Annotated in this window: 12 protein-coding genes, 9 tRNA genes and 7 rRNA genes; 27 read left to right on the plus strand and 1 reads right to left on the minus strand. The window is 42.9% G+C overall.

The features are described 5' to 3' along the window. Positions 1-110 precede the first annotated feature (110 nt). From ftsH to MUA88_RS01135, 25 genes are all read left to right on the plus strand, one after another. The gene (ftsH, locus tag MUA88_RS01015; protein WP_262605646.1) at positions 111-2,192 is read left to right on the plus strand and encodes an ATP-dependent zinc metalloprotease FtsH; all 2,082 of its coding nucleotides are present in this window, start codon (positions 111-113) and stop codon (positions 2,190-2,192) included. A gap of 503 nt (positions 2,193-2,695) precedes the next feature. Beyond that, positions 2,696-3,577, plus strand: coding sequence for an Hsp33 family molecular chaperone HslO (gene hslO, locus MUA88_RS01020; protein WP_262604327.1), 882 nt, complete (start codon positions 2,696-2,698; stop codon positions 3,575-3,577). Between the two features lie 127 nt (positions 3,578-3,704). Continuing rightward, positions 3,705-4,634, plus strand: coding sequence for a cysteine synthase A (gene cysK / locus MUA88_RS01025; protein WP_262604328.1), 930 nt, complete (start codon positions 3,705-3,707; stop codon positions 4,632-4,634). A gap of 271 nt (positions 4,635-4,905) precedes the next feature. Continuing rightward, a complete protein-coding gene (gene folP / locus MUA88_RS01030; RefSeq protein WP_262605647.1) occupies positions 4,906-5,697 on the plus strand; it encodes a dihydropteroate synthase in 792 nt (263 codons plus the stop codon). Next, the gene (gene folB / locus MUA88_RS01035) at positions 5,687-6,049 is read left to right on the plus strand and encodes a dihydroneopterin aldolase (RefSeq protein ID WP_262605648.1); all 363 of its coding nucleotides are present in this window, start codon (positions 5,687-5,689) and stop codon (positions 6,047-6,049) included. The genes folP and folB overlap by 11 nt, the downstream gene beginning before the upstream one ends. A 1-nt stretch (position 6,050) precedes the next feature. Next, positions 6,051-6,530, plus strand: coding sequence for a 2-amino-4-hydroxy-6-hydroxymethyldihydropteridine diphosphokinase (gene folK / locus MUA88_RS01040; RefSeq protein WP_262604331.1), 480 nt, complete (start codon positions 6,051-6,053; stop codon positions 6,528-6,530). A 46-nt stretch (positions 6,531-6,576) separates the two neighbouring features. Then, positions 6,577-7,569 (plus strand): tRNA dihydrouridine synthase DusB, encoded by a 993-nt coding sequence (dusB, locus tag MUA88_RS01045; RefSeq protein WP_262604332.1) that lies wholly within the window; start codon positions 6,577-6,579, stop codon positions 7,567-7,569. Between the two features lie 20 nt (positions 7,570-7,589). Continuing rightward, the gene (lysS, locus tag MUA88_RS01050) at positions 7,590-9,077 is read left to right on the plus strand and encodes a lysine--tRNA ligase (RefSeq protein WP_262604333.1); all 1,488 of its coding nucleotides are present in this window, start codon (positions 7,590-7,592) and stop codon (positions 9,075-9,077) included. Between the two features lie 395 nt (positions 9,078-9,472). Next, a 5S ribosomal RNA gene (rrf, locus tag MUA88_RS01055) occupies positions 9,473-9,587 on the plus strand. 14 nt (positions 9,588-9,601) lie between these two features. Beyond that, a tRNA-Val gene (locus tag MUA88_RS01060) sits at positions 9,602-9,677 on the plus strand. A gap of 3 nt (positions 9,678-9,680) precedes the next feature. Next, a tRNA-Thr gene (locus tag MUA88_RS01065) sits at positions 9,681-9,756 on the plus strand. Between the two features lie 6 nt (positions 9,757-9,762). Continuing rightward, positions 9,763-9,835: transfer RNA gene (locus MUA88_RS01070), tRNA-Lys, on the plus strand. A gap of 18 nt (positions 9,836-9,853) precedes the next feature. Next, positions 9,854-9,928, plus strand: a tRNA-Gly gene (locus tag MUA88_RS01075). Between the two features lie 8 nt (positions 9,929-9,936). Further along, a tRNA-Leu gene (locus tag MUA88_RS01080) sits at positions 9,937-10,025 on the plus strand. Positions 10,026-10,040: 15 nt separating this feature from the next. Then, positions 10,041-10,117, plus strand: a tRNA-Arg gene (locus MUA88_RS01085). A 9-nt stretch (positions 10,118-10,126) separates the two neighbouring features. Then, positions 10,127-10,200 (plus strand) — tRNA-Pro (locus MUA88_RS01090). A gap of 18 nt (positions 10,201-10,218) precedes the next feature. Then, positions 10,219-10,294, plus strand: a tRNA-Ala gene (locus MUA88_RS01095). A gap of 132 nt (positions 10,295-10,426) precedes the next feature. Continuing rightward, positions 10,427-11,977, plus strand: a 16S ribosomal RNA gene (locus MUA88_RS01100). A gap of 357 nt (positions 11,978-12,334) precedes the next feature. After that, positions 12,335-15,260, plus strand: a 23S ribosomal RNA gene (locus MUA88_RS01105). Positions 15,261-15,333: 73 nt separating this feature from the next. Next, a 5S ribosomal RNA gene (gene rrf, locus MUA88_RS01110) occupies positions 15,334-15,448 on the plus strand. Between the two features lie 233 nt (positions 15,449-15,681). Further along, a 16S ribosomal RNA gene (locus tag MUA88_RS01115) occupies positions 15,682-17,232 on the plus strand. A 104-nt stretch (positions 17,233-17,336) separates the two neighbouring features. Continuing rightward, positions 17,337-17,413: transfer RNA gene (locus tag MUA88_RS01120), tRNA-Ile, on the plus strand. 154 nt (positions 17,414-17,567) lie between these two features. Continuing rightward, positions 17,568-20,492 (plus strand): 23S ribosomal RNA (locus MUA88_RS01125). 73 nt (positions 20,493-20,565) lie between these two features. Next, a 5S ribosomal RNA gene (gene rrf, locus MUA88_RS01130) occupies positions 20,566-20,680 on the plus strand. Together the 16S, 23S and 5S rRNA genes with 9 tRNA genes alongside form the textbook arrangement of a ribosomal RNA operon. A 73-nt stretch (positions 20,681-20,753) precedes the next feature. Continuing rightward, positions 20,754-22,682 carry an FUSC family protein gene (locus MUA88_RS01135; RefSeq protein WP_262605649.1) on the plus strand — a complete coding sequence of 643 codons (1,929 nt, stop codon included), beginning with the start codon at positions 20,754-20,756 and terminating at the stop codon, positions 22,680-22,682. Between the two features lie 74 nt (positions 22,683-22,756). Here MUA88_RS01135 and pdxR read toward each other — a convergent pair whose 3' ends face one another. Continuing rightward, the gene (gene pdxR, locus MUA88_RS01140; RefSeq protein WP_262605650.1) at positions 22,757-24,157 is read right to left on the minus strand and encodes a MocR-like pyridoxine biosynthesis transcription factor PdxR; all 1,401 of its coding nucleotides are present in this window, start codon (positions 24,155-24,157) and stop codon (positions 22,757-22,759) included. A gap of 107 nt (positions 24,158-24,264) precedes the next feature. Between pdxR and pdxS the strand changes: the two genes are divergently transcribed. Both pdxS and pdxT read left to right on the plus strand, forming a co-directional pair. Further along, positions 24,265-25,152 carry a pyridoxal 5'-phosphate synthase lyase subunit PdxS gene (gene pdxS / locus MUA88_RS01145; protein ID WP_262560070.1) on the plus strand — a complete coding sequence of 296 codons (888 nt, stop codon included), beginning with the start codon at positions 24,265-24,267 and terminating at the stop codon, positions 25,150-25,152. A 1-nt stretch (position 25,153) separates the two neighbouring features. Continuing rightward, a complete protein-coding gene (pdxT, locus tag MUA88_RS01150) occupies positions 25,154-25,711 on the plus strand; it encodes a pyridoxal 5'-phosphate synthase glutaminase subunit PdxT (RefSeq protein WP_262604336.1) in 558 nt (185 codons plus the stop codon). Positions 25,712-25,763 lie beyond the last annotated feature (52 nt).

Genomic DNA, 25,763 nt, shown 5'->3' on the forward strand with positions numbered 1-25,763 from the left:
TCTGTCTTTTGTTGTATACAAGTGACATTAAGCACAATTACTAGCAAGAAGACTTTAGATTATGGTAAAATTTTTGTTAGCTTTATATTTGGAGTAGGAGGAAACGTCGCATGCAGAAAGCTTTTCGTAACGTGCTATTTTTAGCGATGATGGGCGTCGTCATCTTTGGGTTATTTTCATGGGTTAATGGCAATGGTAATATCCCGAAAGAACTTACTTATAATCAATTTATGCAAAAGTTGGAGAAGGGTGACGTTAAGTCATTGGAGATTCAACCAGAAAATAATGTGTATAAAGTGAGCGGTAAGTTGAAAAATAACGATGACTTTGCGTCAACGGTATTGTTTAATAATGATAAAGAGCTCGATAAAATCACTGATACAGCTCAAAACCAAAAAGGATTAGAATTCACAGTCAAAGAAGAAGAAGGACAGAGTATTTTTGTTAGCATCATTTCAACATTAATCCCAGTCTTAGTGATCGCACTGCTCTTCATTTTCTTCATGAGTCAAGCGCAAGGCGGCGGTGGTGGCGGTCGTATGATGAACTTTGGTAAATCCAAAGCAAAAATGTACGATAGTCAAAAAGGCCGTGTTCGTTTTTCAGATGTTGCGGGTGCAGATGAAGAGAAACAAGAATTAGTAGAGATCGTTGACTTCTTAAAAGACAATAAGAAATTTAAAGAAATGGGATCACGTATTCCTAAAGGTGTACTTTTAGTAGGTCCACCAGGTACAGGTAAAACATTACTTGCACGTGCTGTAGCGGGTGAAGCAGGCGTGCCGTTCTTCTCAATTAGTGGTTCAGACTTTGTTGAGATGTTCGTAGGTGTCGGTGCAAGCCGTGTTCGTGACTTATTTGAAAATGCTAAAAAGAATGCACCATGTATTATCTTTATTGATGAGATTGATGCAGTGGGTCGTCAACGTGGTGCCGGTGTCGGCGGTGGACATGATGAACGTGAACAAACATTGAACCAATTATTAGTTGAAATGGATGGTTTCGGTGAAAATGAAAATATCATTATGATTGCAGCAACAAACCGCCCTGACATTTTAGACCCAGCACTTTTACGTCCAGGTCGTTTTGACCGTCAAATTCAAGTCGGTCGTCCAGATGTTAAAGGACGTGAAGCAGTTTTACATGTACATGCTAAGAACAAACCATTAGATGAGACGGTAGACCTTAAAGCCATTGCGCAACGTACACCAGGTTTTTCAGGTGCAGACCTTGAGAACTTGTTAAATGAAGCATCATTAATTGCTGCGCGTGGCGGTAAGAAAAAAATCGATATGCGTGATATTGAAGAAGCAACAGACCGTGTTATTGCAGGTCCAGCTAAGAAATCACGTGTGATCTCTGAAAAAGAACGTAACATTGTGGCGCACCACGAAGCAGGTCACACTGTTATTGGTATGGTGCTTGATGAAGCAGAAGTCGTTCACAAAGTAACGATTGTACCACGTGGTCAAGCCGGTGGTTATGCGATGATGTTACCAAAACAAGATCGTTTCTTAATGACAGAACCCGAATTGTTAGATAAGATCAGTGGTCTTTTAGGTGGCCGTGTTGCAGAAGATATCATTTTTAATGAAGTATCTACAGGCGCTTCAAATGACTTTGAACGTGCAACACAAATTGCACGTGAGATGGTAACGAAGTATGGTATGAGTAAAAAACTTGGACCTTTACAATTCTCACATGGTGGCGGTCAAGTCTTCCTAGGCAAAGATATGTCAGGAGAGCCTGAATATTCAGGTCAGATTGCTTTTGAAATTGATAAAGAAGTACAGCGTATCATTAAAGAACAATATGAACGCAGTAAACAAATCTTATTAGAACACGAATCACAATTACGTTTAATCGCTGAAACATTATTAACAGAAGAGACATTAGTGGCTGAGCAAATTCAATCATTATTCCATGAAGGACATCTACCTGAAGTGAATTATGATGATGCAAAAGTCGTTGAACGTTCTGAAGATGATGAATACAGTGAAGGTAAGTATGGTAAATCATACGAAGAGATTCGTCGTGAACAAGAAGATATGACTAACCGTTCGCATACAAGTGCATCAGATCGTGACGAAACATCATCAGAAGATAAAGATGATGAAGATACAACAGCTTACGATCAAGCACCGGAAATCGATCAACCTGGTGATGATCAAACACCACCACGTCAATCATAGGTCGTTGAATAAGACTTTCTCATAGAGGGAACACCCCATCTATTGAGAAGGTCTTTTTTTTATGGTTCGAATTATGGTAAAAATGTCGTGTGAGTCATATCAGTTGTACTTATGAGTCTACGCGAGTATGATAGTGCAACATAGATAAAATATGATAATCAAATTTGAACGAAGTCGCTGTGAGTAGGGACTTTATTTCTAAGAAGAACGCTGAGATGGAGATGTTTTATTTATAGATTGTGACAACCGTTCTATGAATAAAGGTCATCAAATGAATTGAGCACCTTAGAAAAAGGATATCCCTTGGACAAGGTTATTGAGTTGAAATTTCTTGAGAATTAAGTGAAACGGATTTTTGAATCATGCAAAAGTTAAGCGTGTGTTACTTAATGGTTTTATAGGGAACGATTTTATGGTTTAATAACCTCTGACTTAACAGAAAACGAAATCAATGACGTACTCGTATCATCACATTGTCATATTAAAAAAGGAGATTAGAGAAAATGACGCAAGATTATATTGTAAAAGCACTCGCATATGGTGGAGAAGTCCGTGCATATAGTGCGAAAACAACAGATGCGATTCAAGAAGCACAAACGCATCATTATACATGGCCAACTGCCTCTGCAGCACTAGGTCGTACGATGACAGCTACGGTTATGATGGGTGCCATGTTAAAAGGTGAACAAAAATTAACTGTGACAGTAAACGGCGATGGCCCAATTGGTAAAATTGTTGCAGATGCGAATGCACAAGGAAAAGTACGTGGCTACGTAACAAATCCACAAACCCACTTTGCATTAAATGATCATGGTAAATTAGATGTACGTCGTGCAGTTGGGACGAATGGTTCTATCAACGTTGTAAAAGATGTTGGGTTACGCGATTACTATACAGGAAACAGTCCGATTGTGTCTGGTGAACTTGGCGAAGACTTCACATACTACTTTGCAAATAGTGAACAAGTACCGTCATCTGTTGGTGTAGGTGTTCTTGTTAATCCAGACAACACAATTAAAGCGGCAGGTGGTTTTATTATTCAAGTGATGCCTGGTGCAAAAGAAGAAACAATTACAAAATTAGAAGAAGCAATCAACAATATGACACCCGTTTCTAAGTTAATTGATCAAGGTCATACGCCAGAAAGTATGCTACAAGAAATTCTAGGTGTGGATAACGTTGAATTCTTGGAAACAATGCCTGTTGAATTTGAATGTAACTGTGGTCACGACAAATTCTTAACAGCAATTAAAGGTCTAGGTGAAGCGGAAATTGAAAGTATGATTCGCGAAGATCACGGTGCCGAAGCGGAATGTCACTTCTGCCGTACAAAATATCAATATACAGAAGCAGAACTAGAAGAATTACTTGTATCCATGAAATAATGTGAAATTTTTGTGTGATATCATTCATTTTACTTTTGAAATTGTCTGAACAATGATACACTAATTATATCCGATATATTAACTAAGTATTTGAATGAATAATATAACAAAAGTGAGGTTATCGAATATGGTAAGAAAACCCGTAGAAAACATTACGCAAATTATTGGTCAAACACCAGTAGTGAAGTTACGTCATCAAGCAGGTGAAGACGCAGCAGACATTTATGTGAAATTAGAATACCAAAACCCAGGTGGTTCAGTTAAAGACCGTATCGCATTAGCAATGATTGAACAAGCTGAAAAAGAAGGTAAAATCAAACCAGGTGATACAATTGTAGAACCAACAAGTGGTAACACAGGTATCGGTCTTGCATTTGTATGTGCTGCAAAAGGCTACAAAGCCGTTTTCACAATGCCTGAAACAATGAGTCAAGAGCGTCGTAACTTATTAAAAGCATACGGTGCAGAGCTTGTTTTAACACCTGGTGCAGAAGCAATGAAAGGTGCCATTAAAAAAGCGAAAGAATTAAAAGAAGAACACGGTTATTTCGAGCCACAACAATTCGAAAACCTTGCAAACCCACGTGTGCATGAGTTAACAACAGGTCCAGAACTTGTTGAACAATTCGAAGGCAAAACAATTGATGCATTCTTAGCAGGTGTCGGTACAGGTGGTACATTATCTGGTGCAGGTAAAGTATTAAAAGAAAAATACCCAGATATCCAAATCGTTGCGATTGAGCCAGAAGACTCACCAGTATTAAGTGGTGGAGAACCAGGACCTCACAAATTACAAGGTTTAGGTGCTGGATTCGTACCAGGTACATTAGACACTGAAGTGTATGAAGAAGTAATCAAAGTTGGTAACGAAGTAGCGATGGAAACATCACGTCGTGTTGCAAAAGAAGAAGGTATCTTAGGTGGTATTTCTTCAGGTGCTGCAATCTATGCTGCAATTCAAAAAGCTAAAGAACTTGGTAAAGGAAAAACAGTTATAACAGTCTTACCAAGTAATGGTGAACGTTACCTTTCAACACCACTTTACAACTTTGATTAATTAATGCTTTTATCCCGTTAATGTGATTGCTATACATTAACGGGAATTTTTATGTTTTGGACTAAGATGAGACGGGTGAGTTTTAAAGAGAATGATTTTATTTATTGCTATCAAGATTAAAAGTGCTACTTATATGATTTACTAACATTCCCATTGCCTCGTTGACAATTTTGTCGAGCTTACATATCCGTTGTATGCGGCAAACTTTGTTATAATAAATCCATTGAATCAAATAAAACTTTCGTGAAAAACTTGGAAAGGAAGTATTCTGATGAGTGAGACACAAATCATGGGGATTTTAAATGTGACACCTGATTCATTTTCTGATGGCGGTCAATACACTGAATTGGATAAAGCAGTTGCACATGCCAACCAAATGATCCAAGAGGGTGCACATATTATTGATGTCGGTGGTATTTCAACGCGCCCTGGCTTTGAAGAAATTTCAGTTGAAGAAGAAATAGCACGTGTTGTGCCTGTAGTAGAAGCGTTAAAAGGAATTCCAGCTACACTGTCAGTGGATACATATCGCAGTGAGGTAGCAGAAGCGGCACTCCAAGCAGGGGCAACGATGATTAATGATCAATGGGCAGGGCTTTATGACCCCGATATATTCAAAGTCGTAGCAGAACATGACGCTGAAATTATCTTAATGCATAATGGAGACGGTCAACGTGATGAACCAGTTATGGATGAAATGCTTGTGACATTATTGAAACAAGCTAACAAAGCTGAACTAGCCGGAATCCCAAAAGAGCATATTTGGCTTGATCCAGGTATTGGTTTTGCGAAAACACGTGAAGAAGAACGGGAAGTAATGGCGCAGCTTGATGCACTCGTTGCAACTGGTTTTAAAGTATTACTTGCGACAAGCCGTAAGCGCTTTATCAAGGAAATTCTTGGTGGAGATAATCAAGTGGATGAACGTGATGAAGCGACAGCTGCGACTACAGCATACGGTATTATGAAAGGTGTTCATGGTGTCCGTGTTCATAACGTATTGATGAATGCACGTTTAGCAAAAGCGATGGACAGTTTGAGAGGTTATGAAAATGAGCGATAAAATCTTTTTACAAGGCTTAGAATTTTATGCCTATCATGGTGCATTACCTGCTGAAAATGAGATTGGACAAATCTTTACAGTAGATATTGAAATGAAAGTAGATCTTAAAGAAGCTGGTCATTCTGATCGAGTAGAAGATACGGTCCATTATGGAGAAGTGTATGAAGATGTGAAGGCAATCATGGAAGGTGAGCCGGTGAATTTATTGGAACATCTTGCTGAACGTATTGCAAAGCGTATAAATTCACACTATAATCGTGTAATGGAAACGAAAGTAAGAATCACTAAGAAAAATCCACCAATACCAGGTTATTATCAAGGTGTTGGTATCGAGATAGTAAGGGTGAAGTAAAATGATAGACGCGTATCTAGGACTTGGTGGGAATATCGGTGATCGTGAAGCACAAATAAAAGAAGCGATTGCTCAGTTAGATCAACATGCTCAGATTGATGTGATAGCTGTATCGCCGATGTATGAAACAAAGCCAGTGGGTTATGTAGATCAACCAGACTTCCTTAATGTGTGTGTACATGTCAAAACGACATTATCAGCGATCGAATTGTTAGATGTAGCTCTTGAGGTGGAAGCAGCGTTACATCGCGTACGTGAAGTACGTTGGGGTCCGCGTACAATTGATATTGACGTGCTTTTATATGGACAAGATATTGTTGAAACAGAGCGTGTGACGGTCCCACATCCTAGAATGACAGAACGTGCTTTTGTGATGATCCCGCTGAATGACATCGCACCACATGTGATTGAACCAAGATCAGGCAAGGCAATTCATACACTTGTAAAACCTGATGACACCGTTGTTCGTTATGGTGGATGAATACGTGTTTAATAGATAGAACGGAAAGAATGGAGGAATCCATGTTATGTGGAAAATTGGAGATGTTGAAATAGAGAACAGAGTCGTACTTGCTCCAATGGCAGGTGTTTGTAATGCGGCATTCCGTCTTACAGTGAAAGAATTTGGAGCGGGTCTTGTATGCGCTGAAATGGTCAGTGATAAAGCCATTTTGTTTAATAACCCAAAGACAATGAAAATGTTATATATAGATGAAAATGAACGACCACTTTCACTTCAAATCTTTGGTGGTGAAAAGGAAACGCTTGTTGAAGCTGCAGAATATGTAGACAAACATACAACAGCGGATATTATTGATATCAATATGGGCTGCCCTGTATCTAAAATTATCAAGTGTGAAGCAGGTGCGCGTTGGTTATTAGACCCGAATAAAATATATGAAATGGTTTCTGCTGTCACAGAACGTGTGAGCAAGCCAGTCACATGTAAAATGCGTATTGGTTGGGATGAAGATCATATCTTTGCTGTAGAAAACGCAAAAGCAGCAGAGCGTGCAGGTGCTGCAGCTATTTCTATTCATGGTCGTACACGCGTACAAATGTATGAAGGTCAAGCGGATTGGGATATCATTCGCCAAGTAAAAGAAGCAGTTTCTATTCCGGTAATTGGAAATGGTGATGTAACAAGCCCAGAACTTGCACAAAAAATGCTTGATGAAACAGGCGTAGATGCTGTAATGATTGGTCGTGAAGCACTTGGTAATCCATGGATGATATACAGAACAGTACATTATCTTGAAACAGGAGAATTGATTGAAGAACCACAAATTGAAGAAAAAGTTGAAATTGCTTTATTACATCTGCGCCGTTTAGTAGAATTAAAAGGTGAAAAAGTAGGTGTCATGGAAATGCGTAAACATGCATCATGGTACCTCAAAGGTGTGCGCGGTAACGGAAAAGCACGTAAAGCCTTGAATCAAGCAGAGACGGAAGCGGAAATGATTGAGATACTTACGAATTTCCGAGATGAAATGAACGCACAACAAAAAGTAGAAGTGTAAGACGAAAAGGAGAGGTAAGAATGACAGAAGAAATGAATGATCAGATGCAGGTGCGTCGCCAAAAATTACAAGAATTACGCGACTTAGGAATTGATCCATTTGGTGAGAAGTTCGAACGTACAGGTACAGCAGAAAGCTTAAAAGCAGATTGGGATCAGTACTCAAAAGAAGAACTTGCAGATAAAGAAGATGAAAGCCGTACCGTTATTGCCGGTCGTATTATGACAAAACGTGGTAAAGGTAAAGCTGGTTTTGCACATATCAAAGACTTAACAGGGCAATTACAAATCTATGTAAGAAAAGACCAAGTTGGTGACGAAGCATTCGATATCTGGAAATCAGCAGACTTAGGTGACATCGTAGGTATTGAAGGTGTTATGTTTAAAACAAATACAGGCGAATTGTCAGTTAAGGCGAAATCATTCAAACTTTTGTCTAAAGCATTACGTCCATTACCAGACAAACATCATGGTCTTCAAGACATTGAGCAGCGTTATCGTCAACGTTACTTAGACTTGATTACAAATGAAGAGTCAACACAAACATTTATTAATCGTAGCCGTATTGTTCAAGAAATGCGTAATTACTTAAATAGTAAAGGATTCTTAGAAGTTGAGACACCAATGATGCATCAAATCGCTGGTGGTGCAGCTGCACGCCCATTCGTAACACATCATAATGCGTTAGATGCAACACTTTACATGCGTATCGCAATCGAATTGCATTTGAAACGTCTGATTGTTGGTGGGCTTGAAAAAGTATATGAAATTGGCCGTGTATTCCGTAATGAAGGTGTTTCTACACGTCATAACCCAGAATTCACAATGATTGAATTATATGAAGCATATGCAGATTATAAAGACATCATGTCACTTACAGAAGAAATGGTTGCACATATTGCGCGCCAAGTATTAGGAACAACTTCAATCCAATACGCTGGAGAAACAATTGATTTAGAACCAAAATGGCGTCGTCTACATATGGTAGATGCCGTTAAAGAAGCAACAGGTGTTAACTTCTTTGATATTTCATCAGATGAAGAAGCGCATCAAGTAGCGAAAGAACATGGTATTGAAGTAGATAAACACATGAAGTATGGTCATATCTTAAATGAATTCTTTGAACAAAAAGTAGAAGAAACGCTTATTCAACCAACATTTATTTATGGTCATCCAATCGAAATCTCACCATTAGCGAAAAAGAATCCAGAAGATCCACGTTTTACAGATCGATTTGAGCTATTTATTGTAGGGCGTGAACATGCGAATGCATTCACAGAACTTAATGATCCAATCGATCAACGTGAACGTTTTGAAGCGCAACTTGTAGAAAAAGAACAAGGTAATGATGAAGCGCATGAAATGGACGATGACTTTATCGAGGCATTAGAATATGGTATGCCGCCAACAGGTGGACTCGGTATTGGTATCGACCGTCTAGTGATGTTATTAACAGATGCACCGTCTATCCGTGACGTATTACTTTTCCCTTACATGCGTCAAAAATAATAGTTCAGCATCATCATATGAAAAAAGTGGACTGCAAATGCAAGGTAATGAGATTTGTGTTTGTGGTTCGCTTTTTATATTATAGAGACTAATGATGAGAAAAAGTATAAAGATATAGGATAGTTTGAAGGCTGTAATAGGGTAATGATATTTAAAAGCCGTTCGTATATTAAGTGCGGTTTAGTAGAGAGAAATAAATTTATAAAAAGATTATCTAAAGTGTTGACATTTATAAAGAGATTGTTTATTATATAAAAGTCGCTGAAAACAGCTGACAGAAAAACATAAGCAGTTTGCAAAAAGCATCAATAAAGTGTAAAATTAACTATTGAAAAGTTATTGCAAAGCTAGTATTATTAATAAAGTAGTCACGACGCACTACGAAATAACAATTGTCTGGTGATAATGGCAAAGAGGTCACACCTGTTCCCATGCCGAACACAGAAGTTAACCTCTTTAGCGCCGATGGTAGTTGAACTGACGTTCCGCTAGAGTAGGGCGTTGCCAGTCTATTGCATAATAATGGAGAATTAGCTCAGCTGGGAGAGCATCTGCCTTACAAGCAGAGGGTCGGCGGTTCGAACCCGTCATTCTCCACCATTTGCCGGCCTAGCTCAATTGGTAGAGCAACTGACTTGTAATCAGTAGGTTGGGGGTTCAAGTCCTCTGGCCGGCACCATTTCTTGAGCCATTAGCTCAGTTGGTAGAGCATCTGACTTTTAATCAGAGGGTCAGAGGTTCGAATCCTCTATGGCTCATCATATCAATTTTATAATGCAGAAGTAGTTCAGCGGTAGAATACAACCTTGCCAAGGTTGGGGTCGCGGGTTCGAATCCCGTCTTCTGCTCCATTATTTTTGCCGGGGTGGCGGAACTGGCAGACGCACAGGACTTAAAATCCTGCGGTAAGTGATTACCGTACCGGTTCGATTCCGGTCCTCGGCACCATCTAAAATTTAAAATGCGCCCGTAGCTCAACTGGATAGAGCGTTTGACTACGGATCAAGAGGTTATGGGTTCGACTCCTATCGGGCGCGCCATTTTAATAACGGGAAGTAGCTCAGCTTGGTAGAGCACTTGGTTTGGGACCAAGGGGTCGCAGGTTCAAATCCTGTCTTCCCGACTTACTTAAATAAATTATGGGGGCTTAGCTCAGCTGGGAGAGCGCCTGCTTTGCACGCAGGAGGTCAGCGGTTCGATCCCGCTAGTCTCCACCATATTTTCTAAAATGAACATTGAAAACTGAATGACAATATGTCAACGTTAATTCCGATAATTTGAGTACTCAGAGTAGTACTTTCAAGAGTGATTGACTTAAACAATCAAACGAGCTAATCAAGCTTACTTCTTTTATGGAGAGTTTGATCCTGGCTCAGGATGAACGCTGGCGGCGTGCCTAATACATGCAAGTCGAGCGAACAGACGAGGTGCTTGCACCTCTGACGTTAGCGGCGGACGGGTGAGTAACACGTGGGTAACCTACCTATAAGACTGGAATAACTTCGGGAAACCGGAGCTAATACCGGATAACATATTGAACCGCATGGTTCAATAGTGAAAGACGGTCTTGCTGTCACTTATAGATGGACCCGCGCCGTATTAGCTAGTTGGTAAGGTAACGGCTTACCAAGGCGACGATACGTAGCCGACCTGAGAGGGTGATCGGCCACACTGGAACTGAGACACGGTCCAGACTCCTACGGGAGGCAGCAGTAGGGAATCTTCCGCAATGGGCGAAAGCCTGACGGAGCAACGCCGCGTGAGTGATGAAGGTCTTCGGATCGTAAAGCTCTGTTATTAGGGAAGAACAAACGTGTAAGTAACTGTGCACGTCTTGACGGTACCTAATCAGAAAGCCACGGCTAACTACGTGCCAGCAGCCGCGGTAATACGTAGGTGGCAAGCGTTATCCGGAATTATTGGGCGTAAAGCGCGCGTAGGCGGTTTTTTAAGTCTGATGTGAAAGCCCACGGCTCAACCGTGGAGGGTCATTGGAAACTGGAAAACTTGAGTGCAGAAGAGGAAAGTGGAATTCCATGTGTAGCGGTGAAATGCGCAGAGATATGGAGGAACACCAGTGGCGAAGGCGGCTTTCTGGTCTGCAACTGACGCTGATGTGCGAAAGCGTGGGGATCAAACAGGATTAGATACCCTGGTAGTCCACGCCGTAAACGATGAGTGCTAAGTGTTAGGGGGTTTCCGCCCCTTAGTGCTGCAGCTAACGCATTAAGCACTCCGCCTGGGGAGTACGGTCGCAAGACTGAAACTCAAAGGAATTGACGGGGACCCGCACAAGCGGTGGAGCATGTGGTTTAATTCGAAGCAACGCGAAGAACCTTACCAAATCTTGACATCCTTTGACCGCACTAGAGATAGTGTTTTCCTCTTCGGAGGACAAAGTGACAGGTGGTGCATGGTTGTCGTCAGCTCGTGTCGTGAGATGTTGGGTTAAGTCCCGCAACGAGCGCAACCCTTGAGCTTAGTTGCCATCATTAAGTTGGGCACTCTAAGTTGACTGCCGGTGACAAACCGGAGGAAGGTGGGGATGACGTCAAATCATCATGCCCCTTATGATTTGGGCTACACACGTGCTACAATGGACATTACAAAGGGCAGCAAAACCGCGAGGTCAAGCAAATCCCATAAAGATGTTCTCAGTTCGGATTGTAGTCTGCAACTCGACTACATGAAGCTGGAATCGCTAGTAATCGTAGATCAGCATGCTACGGTGAATACGTTCCCGGGTCTTGTACACACCGCCCGTCACACCACGAGAGTTTGTAACACCCGAAGCCGGTGGAGTAACCATTTGGAGCTAGCCGTCGAAGGTGGGACAAATGATTGGGGTGAAGTCGTAACAAGGTAGCCGTATCGGAAGGTGCGGCTGGATCACCTCCTTTCTAAGGATAATATACGGAATATCACCTTCAGGTGATAAGCGGATTAACGTGATATATTGTATTCAGTTTTGAATGCTCATATTGAGGATTCAACTAAAATTAAAAATTAAATTGAAAGCATTTCTCAGTCTATGAATTTCTTGATGAACGCAGCGAAGATTACTTAATGTAACTGAGCAAGTGAAGAAAGAAATGAAGCAGAATGAAAAGGCTTGCCAATTTAATGACTTGTACATTGAAAACTAGATAAGTAAGTATAAAAGATTTTACCAAGCAAAAACCGAGTGAATAGCGAAAGCTTGAAACTAAAAATTATCGCTAGTCGTCAAATGACGACTCACATAATTAATAACTATAGATTAAGTTATTAAGGGCGCACGGTGAATACCTTGGCACTAGAAGCCGAAGAAGGACGTTACTAACGACGATATGCTTTGGGGAGCTGTAAGTAAGCTGTAATCCAGAGATTTCCGAATGGGGAAACCCAGCACGAGTTATGTCGTGTTATCTACATGTGAATACATAGCATGTAAGAAGGCAGACCCGGAGAACTGAAACATCTTAGTACCCGGAGGAAGAGAAAGAAAAATCGATTCCCTGAGTAGCGGCGAGCGAAACGGGAAGAGCCCAAACCAACAAGCTTGCTTGTTGGGGTTGTAGGACACTCTATACGGAGTTACAAAAGGACATGTTAGACGAATAATCTGGAAAGGTTAATCATAGAAGGTAATAATCCTGTAGTCGAAAACGTGACCTCTCTTGAGTGGATCCTGAGTACGGCGGAGCACGTGAAATTCCGTCGGAATCTGGGAGGACCATCTCCTAAGGCTAAATACTCTCTAGTGACCGATAGTGAACCAGTACCGTGAGGGAAAGGTGAAAAGTACCCCGGAAGGGGAGTGAAAGAGAACTTGAAACCGTGTGCTTACAAGTAGTCAGAGCCCGTTAATGGGTGATGGCCTGCCTTTTGTAGAATGAACCGGCGAGTTACGATCTGATGCAAGGTTAAGCAGAAAATGTGGAGCCGTAGCGAAAGCGAGTCTGAATAGGGCGAATGAGTATTTGGTCGTAGACCCGAAACCAGGTGATCTACCCTTGGTCAGGTTGAAGTTCAGGTAACACTGAATGGAGGACCGAACCGACTTACGTTGAAAAGTGAGCGGATGAACTGAGGGTAGCGGAGAAATTCCAATCGAACTTGGAGATAGCTGGTTCTCTCCGAAATAGCTTTAGGGCTAGCCTCAAGTGATGATTATTGGAGGTAGAGCACTGTTTGGACGAGGGGCCCCTCTCGGGTTACCGAATTCAGACAAACTCCGAATGCCAAATAATTTAACTTGGGAGTCAGAATGTGGGTGATAAGGTCCATATTCGAAAGGGAAACAGCCCAGACCACCAGCTAAGGTCCCAAAATATATGTTAAGTGGAAAAGGATGTGGCGTTGCCCAGACAACTAGGATGTTGGCTTAGAAGCAGCCATCATTTAAAGAGTGCGTAATAGCTCACTAGTCGAGTGACACTGCGCCGAAAATGTACCGGGGCTAAACATATTACCGAAGCTGTGGATTGTCCGTAGGACAATGGTAGGAGAGCGTTCTAAGGGCGTTGAAGCATGATCGCAAGGACATGTGGAGCGCTTAGAAGTGAGAATGCCGGTGTGAGTAGCGAAAGACGGGTGAGAATCCCGTCCACCGATTGACTAAGGTTTCCAGAGGAAGGCTCGTCCGCTCTGGGTTAGTCGGGTCCTAAGCTGAGGCCGAAAGGCGTAGGCGATGGATAACAGGTTGATATTCCTGTACCACCTAAATTCGTTTTAAGCGATGGGGGGGACGCAGTAGGATAGGCGAAGCGTGCTGTTGGAGTGCACGTCTAAGCAGTGAGATTGAGTGTTAGGCAAATCCGGCACTCGTTAAGATTGAGCTGTGATGGGGAGAAGAAATACGTTTCTTCGAGTCGTTGATTTCACACTGCCGAGAAAAGCCTCTAGCTAGAAAATAGGTGCCCGTACCGCAAACCGACACAGGTAGTCAAGATGAGAATTCTAAGGTGAGCGAGCGAACTCTCGTTAAGGAACTCGGCAAAATGACCCCGTAACTTCGGGAGAAGGGGTGCTCTTTAGGGTTCACGCTCTGAAGAGCCGCAGTGAATAGGCCCAAGCGACTGTTTATCAAAAACACAGGTCTCTGCTAAACCGTAAGGTGACGTATAGGGGCTGACGCCTGCCCGGTGCTGGAAGGTTAAGAGGAGTGGTTAGCTTCTGCGAAGCTACGAATCGAAGCCCCAGTAAACGGCGGCCGTAACTATAACGGTCCTAAGGTAGCGAAATTCCTTGTCGGGTAAGTTCCGACCCGCACGAAAGGCGTAACGATTTGGGCACTGTCTCAACGAGAGACTCGGTGAAATCATAGTACCGGTGAAGATGCCGGTTACCCGCGACAGGACGGAAAGACCCCGTGGAGCTTTACTGTAGCCTGATATTGAAATTCGGTACAGTTTGTACAGGATAGGTAGGAGCCTTAGAAGCGTGAGCGCTAGCTTACGTGGAGGCATTGGTGGGATACTACCCTAATTGTATTGGATTTCTAACCCGCAGCACTTAGCGTGCTGGGAGACAGTGTCAGGCGGGCAGTTTGACTGGGGCGGTCGCCTCCTAAAGAGTAACGGAGGCGCTCAAAGGTTCCCTCAGAATGGTTGGAAATCATTCAAAGAGTGTAAAGGCATAAGGGAGCTTGACTGCGAGACCTACAAGTCGAGCAGGGTCGAAAGACGGACTTAGTGATCCGGTGGTTCCGCATGGAAGGGCCATCGCTCAACGGATAAAAGCTACCCCGGGGATAACAGGCTTATCTCCCCCAAGAGTTCACATCGACGGGGAGGTTTGGCACCTCGATGTCGGCTCATCGCATCCTGGGGCTGTAGTCGGTCCCAAGGGTTGGGCTGTTCGCCCATTAAAGCGGTACGCGAGCTGGGTTCAGAACGTCGTGAGACAGTTCGGTCCCTATCCGTCGTGGGCGTAGGAAATTTGAGAGGCGCTGTCCTTAGTACGAGAGGACCGGGATGGACATACCTCTGGTGTACCAGTTGTCGCGCCAGCGGCATAGCTGGGTAGCTATGTATGGACGGGATAAGTGCTGAAAGCATCTAAGCATGAAGCCCCCCTCGAGATGAGATTTCCCAACTTCGGTTATAAGATCCCTCAAAGATGATGAGGTTAATAGGTTCGAGGTGGAAGCGTAGTGATACGTGGAGCTGACGAATACTAATCGATCGAAGACTTAATCAAATTTTTTCACAAGGTTTTGTTTGTGTAACTGATATACTTACTATCTAGTTTTGAATGTATAACATTCATTTTATCTGGTGCCAATGGCAAAGAGGTCACACCTGTTCCCATGCCGAACACAGAAGTTAAGCTCTTTAGCGCCGATGGTAGTTGAACTGACGTTCCGCTAGAGTAGGACGGTGCCAGGTAATTCTTTTATTATGACCATGAGGTCATTTTTCTTTTGAAAAAATTAATAAAAGAGTTGACTTTTGATTAAGAAGTGTTTATAATTATTTCTTGTCAAGTCAAAAGAAAGACATGAACATTGAAAACTGAACGACAATATGTCAACGTTAATTCCGATAATTTGAGTACTCAGAGTAGTACTTTCAAGAGTGATTGACTTAAACAATCAAACGAGCTAATCAAGCTTACTTCTTTCATGGAGAGTTTGATCCTGGCTCAGGATGAACGCTGGCGGCGTGCCTAATACATGCAAGTCGAGCGAACAGACGAGGTGCTTGCACCTCTGACGTTAGCGGCGGACGGGTGAGTAACACGTGGGTAACCTACCTATAAGACTGGAATAACTTCGGGAAACCGGAGCTAATACCGGATAACATATTGAACCGCATGGTTCAATAGTGAAAGACGGTCTTGCTGTCACTTATAGATGGACCCGCGCCGTATTAGCTAGTTGGTAAGGTAACGGCTTACCAAGGCGACGATACGTAGCCGACCTGAGAGGGTGATCGGCCACACTGGAACTGAGACACGGTCCAGACTCCTACGGGAGGCAGCAGTAGGGAATCTTCCGCAATGGGCGAAAGCCTGACGGAGCAACGCCGCGTGAGTGATGAAGGTCTTCGGATCGTAAAGCTCTGTTATTAGGGAAGAACAAACGTGTAAGTAACTGTGCACGTCTTGACGGTACCTAATCAGAAAGCCACGGCTAACTACGTGCCAGCAGCCGCGGTAATACGTAGGTGGCAAGCGTTATCCGGAATTATTGGGCGTAAAGCGCGCGTAGGCGGTTTTTTAAGTCTGATGTGAAAGCCCACGGCTCAACCGTGGAGGGTCATTGGAAACTGGAAAACTTGAGTGCAGAAGAGGAAAGTGGAATTCCATGTGTAGCGGTGAAATGCGCAGAGATATGGAGGAACACCAGTGGCGAAGGCGGCTTTCTGGTCTGCAACTGACGCTGATGTGCGAAAGCGTGGGGATCAAACAGGATTAGATACCCTGGTAGTCCACGCCGTAAACGATGAGTGCTAAGTGTTAGGGGGTTTCCGCCCCTTAGTGCTGCAGCTAACGCATTAAGCACTCCGCCTGGGGAGTACGGTCGCAAGACTGAAACTCAAAGGAATTGACGGGGACCCGCACAAGCGGTGGAGCATGTGGTTTAATTCGAAGCAACGCGAAGAACCTTACCAAATCTTGACATCCTTTGACCGCACTAGAGATAGTGTTTTCCTCTTCGGAGGACAAAGTGACAGGTGGTGCATGGTTGTCGTCAGCTCGTGTCGTGAGATGTTGGGTTAAGTCCCGCAACGAGCGCAACCCTTGAGCTTAGTTGCCATCATTAAGTTGGGCACTCTAAGTTGACTGCCGGTGACAAACCGGAGGAAGGTGGGGATGACGTCAAATCATCATGCCCCTTATGATTTGGGCTACACACGTGCTACAATGGACATTACAAAGGGCAGCAAAACCGCGAGGTCAAGCAAATCCCATAAAGATGTTCTCAGTTCGGATTGTAGTCTGCAACTCGACTACATGAAGCTGGAATCGCTAGTAATCGTAGATCAGCATGCTACGGTGAATACGTTCCCGGGTCTTGTACACACCGCCCGTCACACCACGAGAGTTTGTAACACCCGAAGCCGGTGGAGTAACCATTTGGAGCTAGCCGTCGAAGGTGGGACAAATGATTGGGGTGAAGTCGTAACAAGGTAGCCGTATCGGAAGGTGCGGCTGGATCACCTCCTTTCTAAGGATAATATACGGAATATCACCTTTAGGTGATAAGCGGATTAACGTGACATATTGTATTCAGTTTTGAATGCTCATTATTGAGGATTCAAAAATATAAATGGGCCTATAGCTCAGCTGGTTAGAGCGCACGCCTGATAAGCGTGAGGTCGGTGGTTCGAGTCCACTTAGGCCCACCATTTAAATTAAAACTTAAATGATTTAATTGTACATTGAAAACTAGATAAGTAAGTATAAATGATTTTACCAAGAAAAAACCGAGTGAATAGCGAAAGCTTGAAACTAAAATTATCGCTAGTCGTCAAATGACGACTCACATAATTAATAACTATAGATTAAGTTATTAAGGGCGCACGGTGAATACCTTGGCACTAGAAGCCGAAGAAGGACGTTACTAACGACGATATGCTTTGGGGAGCTGTAAGTAAGCTGTGATCCAGAGATTTCCGAATGGGGAAACCCAGCACGAGTTATGTCGTGTTATCTACATGTGAATACATAGCATGTAAGAAGGCAGACCCGGAGAACTGAAACATCTTAGTACCCGGAGGAAGAGAAAGAAAAATCGATTCCCTGAGTAGCGGCGAGCGAAACGGGAAGAGCCCAAACCAACAAGCTTGCTTGTTGGGGTTGTAGGACACTCTATACGGAGTTACAAAAGGACATGTTAGACGAATAATCTGGAAAGGTTAATCATAGAAGGTAATAATCCTGTAGTCGAAAACGTGACCTCTCTTGAGTGGATCCTGAGTACGGCGGAGCACGTGAAATTCCGTCGGAATCTGGGAGGACCATCTCCTAAGGCTAAATACTCTCTAGTGACCGATAGTGAACCAGTACCGTGAGGGAAAGGTGAAAAGTACCCCGGAAGGGGAGTGAAAGAGAACTTGAAACCGTGTGCTTACAAGTAGTCAGAGCCCGTTAATGGGTGATGGCGTGCCTTTTGTAGAATGAACCGGCGAGTTACGATCTGATGCAAGGTTAAGCAGAAAATGTGGAGCCGTAGCGAAAGCGAGTCTGAATAGGGCGAATGAGTATTTGGTCGTAGACCCGAAACCAGGTGATCTACCCTTGGTCAGGTTGAAGTTCAGGTAACACTGAATGGAGGACCGAACCGACTTACGTTGAAAAGTGAGCGGATGAACTGAGGGTAGCGGAGAAATTCCAATCGAACTTGGAGATAGCTGGTTCTCTCCGAAATAGCTTTAGGGCTAGCCTCAAGTGATGATTATTGGAGGTAGAGCACTGTTTGGACGAGGGGCCCCTCTCGGGTTACCGAATTCAGACAAACTCCGAATGCCAAATAATTTAACTTGGGAGTCAGAATGTGGGTGATAAGGTCCATATTCGAAAGGGAAACAGCCCAGACCACCAGCTAAGGTCCCAAAATATATGTTAAGTGGAAAAGGATGTGGCGTTGCCCAGACAACTAGGATGTTGGCTTAGAAGCAGCCATCATTTAAAGAGTGCGTAATAGCTCACTAGTCGAGTGACACTGCGCCGAAAATGTACCGGGGCTAAACATATTACCGAAGCTGTGGATTGTCCGTAGGACAATGGTAGGAGAGCGTTCTAAGGGCGTTGAAGTATGATCGCAAGGACATGTGGAGCGCTTAGAAGTGAGAATGCCGGTGTGAGTAGCGAAAGACGGGTGAGAATCCCGTCCACCGATTGACTAAGGTTTCCAGAGGAAGGCTCGTCCGCTCTGGGTTAGTCGGGTCCTAAGCTGAGGCCGAAAGGCGTAGGCGATGGATAACAGGTTGATATTCCTGTACCACCTAAATTCGTTTTAAGCGATGGGGGGACGCAGTAGGATAGGCGAAGCGTGCTGTTGGAGTGCACGTCTAAGCAGTGAGATTGAGTGTTAGGCAAATCCGGCACTCGTTAAGATTGAGCTGTGATGGGGAGAAGAAATACGTTTCTTCGAGTCGTTGATTTCACACTGCCGAGAAAAGCCTCTAGCTAGAAAATAGGTGCCCGTACCGCAAACCGACACAGGTAGTCAAGATGAGAATTCTAAGGTGAGCGAGCGAACTCTCGTTAAGGAACTCGGCAAAATGACCCCGTAACTTCGGGAGAAGGGGTGCTCTTTAGGGTTCACGCTCTGAAGAGCCGCAGTGAATAGGCCCAAGCGACTGTTTATCAAAAACACAGGTCTCTGCTAAACCGTAAGGTGACGTATAGGGGCTGACGCCTGCCCGGTGCTGGAAGGTTAAGAGGAGTGGTTAGCTTCTGCGAAGCTACGAATCGAAGCCCCAGTAAACGGCGGCCGTAACTATAACGGTCCTAAGGTAGCGAAATTCCTTGTCGGGTAAGTTCCGACCCGCACGAAAGGCGTAACGATTTGGGCACTGTCTCAACGAGAGACTCGGTGAAATCATAGTACCGGTGAAGATGCCGGTTACCCGCGACAGGACGGAAAGACCCCGTGGAGCTTTACTGTAGCCTGATATTGAAATTCGGTATAGTTTGTACAGGATAGGTAGGAGCCTTAGAAGCGTGAGCGCTAGCTTACGTGGAGGCATTGGTGGGATACTACCCTAATTGTATTGGATTTCTAACCCGCAGCACTTAGCGTGCTGGGAGACAGTGTCAGGCGGGCAGTTTGACTGGGGCGGTCGCCTCCTAAAGAGTAACGGAGGCGCTCAAAGGTTCCCTCAGAATGGTTGGAAATCATTCAAAGAGTGTAAAGGCATAAGGGAGCTTGACTGCGAGACCTACAAGTCGAGCAGGGTCGAAAGACGGACTTAGTGATCCGGTGGTTCCGCATGGAAGGGCCATCGCTCAACGGATAAAAGCTACCCCGGGGATAACAGGCTTATCTCCCCCAAGAGTTCACATCGACGGGGAGGTTTGGCACCTCGATGTCGGCTCATCGCATCCTGGGGCTGTAGTCGGTCCCAAGGGTTGGGCTGTTCGCCCATTAAAGCGGTACGCGAGCTGGGTTCAGAACGTCGTGAGACAGTTCGGTCCCTATCCGTCGTGGGCGTAGGAAATTTGAGAGGCGCTGTCCTTAGTACGAGAGGACCGGGATGGACATACCTCTGGTGTACCAGTTGTCGCGCCAGCGGCATAGCTGGGTAGCTATGTATGGACGGGATAAGTGCTGAAAGCATCTAAGCATGAAGCCCCCCTCGAGATGAGATTTCCCAACTTCGGTTATAAGATCCCTCAAAGATGATGAGGTTAATAGGTTCGAGGTGGAAGCGTAGTGATACGTGGAGCTGACGAATACTAATCGATCGAAGACTTAATCAAATTTTTTCACAAGGTTTTGTTTGTGTAACTGATATACTTACTATCTAGTTTTGAATGTATAACATTCATTTTATCTGGTGCCAATGGCAAAGAGGTCACACCTGTTCCCATGCCGAACATAGAAGTTAAGCTCTTTAGCGCCGATGGTAGTTGAACTGACGTTCCGCTAGAGTAGGACGGTGCCAGGTAATTCTTCTAAGAGAGGTCAATATGACTTCTCTTTTTTTGTGTTTTAAAAGCAGAGAAGAAAGGTGAAAGAACATGAAGCATTATTTAAAACATGTCACTTATGTGGATACCAATAAGATTGATATGAATCGTGGTATTCGCCAAGGATTGTTGATGCTCTTGCCACTTTTATATGGTGTGTGCACGCATAACATGTCACTTGCATTACTCGTCTCAATTGGGACATTTGCACATATTTATGTTTTTAAAGGGACCTTTACGTCGCGTATGCGTGCAGTGACTTTTGCGACATGTGGTTTAGTTGTTGCGATGATGTTGGGGACATTCACTGTAAGTTACCCGATTTTATTTGGTATTGGGCTGCTCTTAGTAGCTGTCATTCCGTATTATGTTTTTACCACACTCCATATTCCGGGGCCTTCTTCAACATTCTTTATCATTGCTTATAGTTTATCGAGTGTAATGCCTGAAGATCCTCATGCCTTTTTGTATCGAGGTGCTTTAGTTGGATGTGGTGGCTTGTTAGGGATGATTCTTGTATATGTGGAAAGTAAGTTAAAAGGGGAACAACCTGAACAAGCAGCTGTGCAACAAGATTATATTCAGATTAGACAATTGGTGCATCACTTTAATGACCAAGTCACGTTCAATGATTTAACAAAGACAGCTGTTACGACATTGATTTTGTCATCTGATATTTTGAGTACGACGCGATCGTCTCTACAAAGAAAGTCTGCGTCATATCAACGATTTATTCTCCTTCATTATGTGGCTGAAGGAATCTACTCTGAGTTGCTTGAACTAAATGCTAAAGGGCATCGTCCATTACCACCCATTGTGTTGGAAATGATGGATTATCTGACTTCAAGTATGATTGAAGGTGTTTCACCTGATGAGGCTTGGCGTAAACGGATAGACGTTCCAGAAAAATTTGATGGCTTAGTTCAACTCATTTATAAGATAGACGAGGTTTTACATATGCCAGATGATCAAGTAAAACGTCAGGCACAGGTAAAGTCTCCTCAATATTTGGCAAGACTTCGATACAATTTGACACCAGAATCAATGAATTTTATTGCGACTATGCGATATTCATTGATTGTGGGATGTGCGATTGTGATTGCACTGACTTTTGACTTTGAACGGGCTTATTGGATCCCACTTAGTGCGCACACTGTACTTATTGGAGGTACGACTATTGCCAGTATTGAAAGGGCAGGTGGTCGTTGGATTGGGACGTTGATTGGTATTGTGATTGCGATCGGGCTGCTACTATTTGAGCCGAATTTGATTACTGTCGTGCTGGTAATGTGTATATGCAGTGCATTGACTGAGATGTTGATTGGAGCAAATTATGCTTTGGCAATGATTGCAATTACCGTGCAAGTTATTTTATTAGGAGGTCTAGCACAAGGGCATTTAACGATGATGATTGCGTTACCAAGATTCCTTGATACGACTGTTGGGATTCTTATTGCAGTAATAGGTGTGCTTTTAATTGGACAACGTTTGGCAAGTAAACGTCTACCGGAAATGATGGGAAATGTTGTACGTATTGAAAGTCAAATGTTTCATTATTTATTTTCGGATAATGGATATCCAGTTGAGAGAACGGTACATCGTGATAGCTTACGTCTAAAGTTGCAGTTAGATAATATGGAGACAATGTATCGTCATGCTTATGGAGAGTGGTCTTCTAATCGGAAACGAACGCAATATTATTATCCGGCGATGTTTCTCTTACAACAAATTCATTTTAAGTTACTTCAATGTTTACAATACCCACCTAAAGATCTATTGAATGCGGAGACAATGGGGTCATACTTACTTGTGTTTGAGAACATTGCTAAGCATCTGGAATACGGAATTGTTCAGCAAGAAATGACGACTTTACCAGACTTGAATCATTATGCACAAATACGACGTGCGTTGATGCAGTTACAGGAAATTGCTTTATATGATAAAGGGGATCAACGTAATCCACATTTATTAGAACACTAAGAAAAACCTTCTTACAAGTCATATATCGACTGTGTAAGGAGGTTTTTGTCGTAGCTAGATATGTAATACGATTTTTATTGTAAAGCATGTATGAGTCGTTCGGCATGGTATTGTAGGTCATCATCTTCAATGCCTCCGAAACCTAAGACAAAACGTGGTGTATTTTCCTGGTATTGACAATGATAATCTGATAATGGTTGCAGATTAATATCATATGACTTGAATCGTTGCAGACACTCCTGTTCGCTCAGACCATTTTTGATTGTAATAACAAAATGCATGCCGGTTTGAGCACCATCAATTTCAATAAGTGACGGGAACTGTGTTAAATAATTGATAAGGATATCACGCTTTTGACGATAAATTCGACGCATACGGTTAAGGTGACGCTCAAATTGATTACTTTCCATAAATTGACTAACAATGTATTGTGTATGACGCGGAACGGTGCCACCTTCGATATTCTCTGTTCTTTGGTATTGTGTTGCTAAATGAATGGGTAAGACAGCATAAGCAATACGAATACTTGGTGCAATGGATTTTGAGAAAGTACTCACATATATGACACGTTCTCCATTATCTAAACTTTGGAGTGCTGGAATGGGCTTTCCTTCATAGCGAAATTCTGAATCGTAGTCATCTTCAATAATATAACGGTTAGGATGCTGGTTTGCCCATTTAAGTAATTTAATTCGATTTTGTAAGCTCATGGTCACACCTGTAGGAAACTGATGACTAGGTGTAATATAAATAATATTGTTTTGACACTGTTCAATATCACGCATTTGAATACCGTCTGTTTGTACAGGGATAAAGCTATATGGGATATGTTTCCGATTGAGTAATTGTGGTACTTGCGGGTAAATCGGATCTTCCAACATAAATGCGTGCTGCTCAGGCAATAAATCTGTAATGATAGACAGCAATTGTTCTGTTGATGATGCAATGATCACTTGTTCAGGTGTAGATTGTACGCCACGACTGTGAAAGAGATAGTGACTGATTTGTTGTCTCAATGCAAATTCTCCTTGAGGATTCCCAGATTCTACTAAGTTGTCCTGAAGTGTATCAAACGCTTCTTTAGCAAACTTACGAAATTGTTTAAATGGAAAATGCGCTTTATCAATCGCACCTAACTGAAAATTGTAACGTGATTGTGAGGAAGTTTTGGGCATTGAAATAGTCTTTGATTCGATATCGTTTTGAGATGTAGTCAATGGCAATGTATCAATATCACTCACAAAGTAACCCGAACGTTGTTTACTATAGATATAGCCTTCATCAATTAATTGTGCATAGGCATTTTCAATCGTTGTTTGACTAATTGATAGATAGTCACCTAATAAACGCTTTGATGGTAATTTTTCATCTTCTTGTAGTTGTCCGTTAATGATGCTACTGCGAATATTTTCATATAATTGCATATAAATGGGTTGGTTTTGTGACTTATCGATATGAAACATGAGCATTTCCATAGAACTTCTCCAATCTGACCTCTTTATTTTTTATTAATTTGATACTTTAACCAGTTCAGTTAATAGTATAAGCTACATCTAAACAACTATAAAGGGGGAAATTTTTTATGACAAAGCAAGTAGGATCAGAACGTGTTAAACGTGGGATGGCAGAAATGCAAAAGGGTGGCGTCATTATGGACGTTGTCAATGCTGAGCAAGCAAAAATTGCAGAGGCTGCAGGTGCAGTTGCTGTCATGGCACTTGAGCGCGTGCCATCAGATATTCGTGCAGCAGGTGGTGTTGCGCGTGCATGTAACCCGAAAATTGTAGAAGAAGTAATGAATGCTGTATCAATTCCAGTCATGGCGAAGTGTCGTATTGGTCATATTACAGAAGCACGTGTATTAGAAGCAATGGGTGTCGACTACATAGATGAATCAGAAGTATTAACGCCAGCGGATGAAGTTTTCCATTTGAAGAAGAGCGACTATACGGTACCATTCGTATGTGGCTGTCGTAATTTAGGTGAAGCTGCACGTCGTATTGGCGAAGGTGCGGCAATGTTACGTACAAAAGGTGAGCCAGGTACAGGTAACATTGTGGAAGCAGTACGCCATATGCGTCAGGTGAACCAAGAAGTAGCGCGTATTACTGTGATGAGTGATGATGAGTTGATGACAGAAGCGAAAAATATTGGTGCACCTTACCATATCCTTCAAGATATTAAAAAGCATGGTCGCTTACCAGTTGTTAACTTTGCGGCAGGTGGTGTTGCAACGCCACAAGATGCGGCATTGATGATGGAACTTGGTGCGGATGGTGTGTTTGTTGGTTCAGGTATTTTTAAATCAGAGGATCCAGAAACATTTGCTAAGGCGATTGTACAAGCAACAACACATTACCAAGATTATGAATTAATTGGTCGTCTTGCGAAAGATTTAGGTGCGGCAATGAAAGGCTTGGATATCAATCAACTTTCATTAGAAGAACGCATGCAAGAGCGTGGTTGGTAAGATGAGAATTGGTGTATTAGCATTACAAGGGGCTGTTCGTGAGCATATGCGACAAATTGAAGCATGTGGTCACGAGGCGGTCGCTGTGAAGACTGTCGCACAGTTAGAGACGTTAGATGGTTTGGTGATACCAGGTGGTGAGTCTACAACGTTACGTCGTCTGATGACGTTATATGGTTTCAGAGAGGCATTGCGTGAATCTTCACTACCGATGTATGGTACTTGTGCAGGACTCATCGTGCTTGCAGATGATATTGAAGGCGAAGAAGGGTACTTGAAAAAGTTGAATATTACGGTTGAACGTAATTCATTTGGTCGCCAAGTAGATAGCTTTGAAGCGATGTTAGATATTGAAGGGATTGAACAACCAGTAGAAGGTGTTTTTATCCGTGCGCCACATATCCAATCTGTACGTGAGGGTGTTGCTGTACTTGGTACCATTGATGACAAAATCATTGCGGTACAACAGGGACGTTACTTAGGTGTGTCATTCCATCCAGAATTAACAGAAGATATATCGATGATGCGTTACTTTATTGAAAAAGTAGTCTCATTATAATTGAAAAAGTAAAGTTTAAAGCAGGACGTTATCAATGATTGATAAATACTGT

Source organism: Staphylococcus sp. IVB6240, assembly GCF_025558425.1.
In the GTDB taxonomy this organism is placed as follows: domain Bacteria; phylum Bacillota; class Bacilli; order Staphylococcales; family Staphylococcaceae; genus Staphylococcus.

Excerpts from the sequence above, each read along its gene's own strand:
- ftsH (WP_262605646.1), top strand. The coding sequence starts at position 111 with ATGCAGAAAGCTTTTCGTAACGTGCTATTTTTAGCGATGATGGGCGTC.
- hslO (WP_262604327.1), top strand. The coding sequence starts at position 2,696 with ATGACGCAAGATTATATTGTAAAAGCACTCGCATATGGTGGAGAAGTC.
- cysK (WP_262604328.1), top strand. The coding sequence starts at position 3,705 with ATGGTAAGAAAACCCGTAGAAAACATTACGCAAATTATTGGTCAAACA.
- folP (WP_262605647.1), top strand. The coding sequence starts at position 4,906 with ATGAGTGAGACACAAATCATGGGGATTTTAAATGTGACACCTGATTCA.
- folB (WP_262605648.1), top strand. The coding sequence starts at position 5,687 with ATGAGCGATAAAATCTTTTTACAAGGCTTAGAATTTTATGCCTATCAT.
- folK (WP_262604331.1), top strand. The coding sequence starts at position 6,051 with ATGATAGACGCGTATCTAGGACTTGGTGGGAATATCGGTGATCGTGAA.
- dusB (WP_262604332.1), top strand. The coding sequence starts at position 6,577 with ATGTGGAAAATTGGAGATGTTGAAATAGAGAACAGAGTCGTACTTGCT.
- lysS (WP_262604333.1), top strand. The coding sequence starts at position 7,590 with ATGACAGAAGAAATGAATGATCAGATGCAGGTGCGTCGCCAAAAATTA.
- MUA88_RS01135 (WP_262605649.1), top strand. The coding sequence starts at position 20,754 with ATGAAGCATTATTTAAAACATGTCACTTATGTGGATACCAATAAGATT.
- pdxR (WP_262605650.1), bottom strand. The coding sequence starts at position 24,157 with ATGGAAATGCTCATGTTTCATATCGATAAGTCACAAAACCAACCCATT.
- pdxS (WP_262560070.1), top strand. The coding sequence starts at position 24,265 with ATGACAAAGCAAGTAGGATCAGAACGTGTTAAACGTGGGATGGCAGAA.
- pdxT (WP_262604336.1), top strand. The coding sequence starts at position 25,154 with ATGAGAATTGGTGTATTAGCATTACAAGGGGCTGTTCGTGAGCATATG.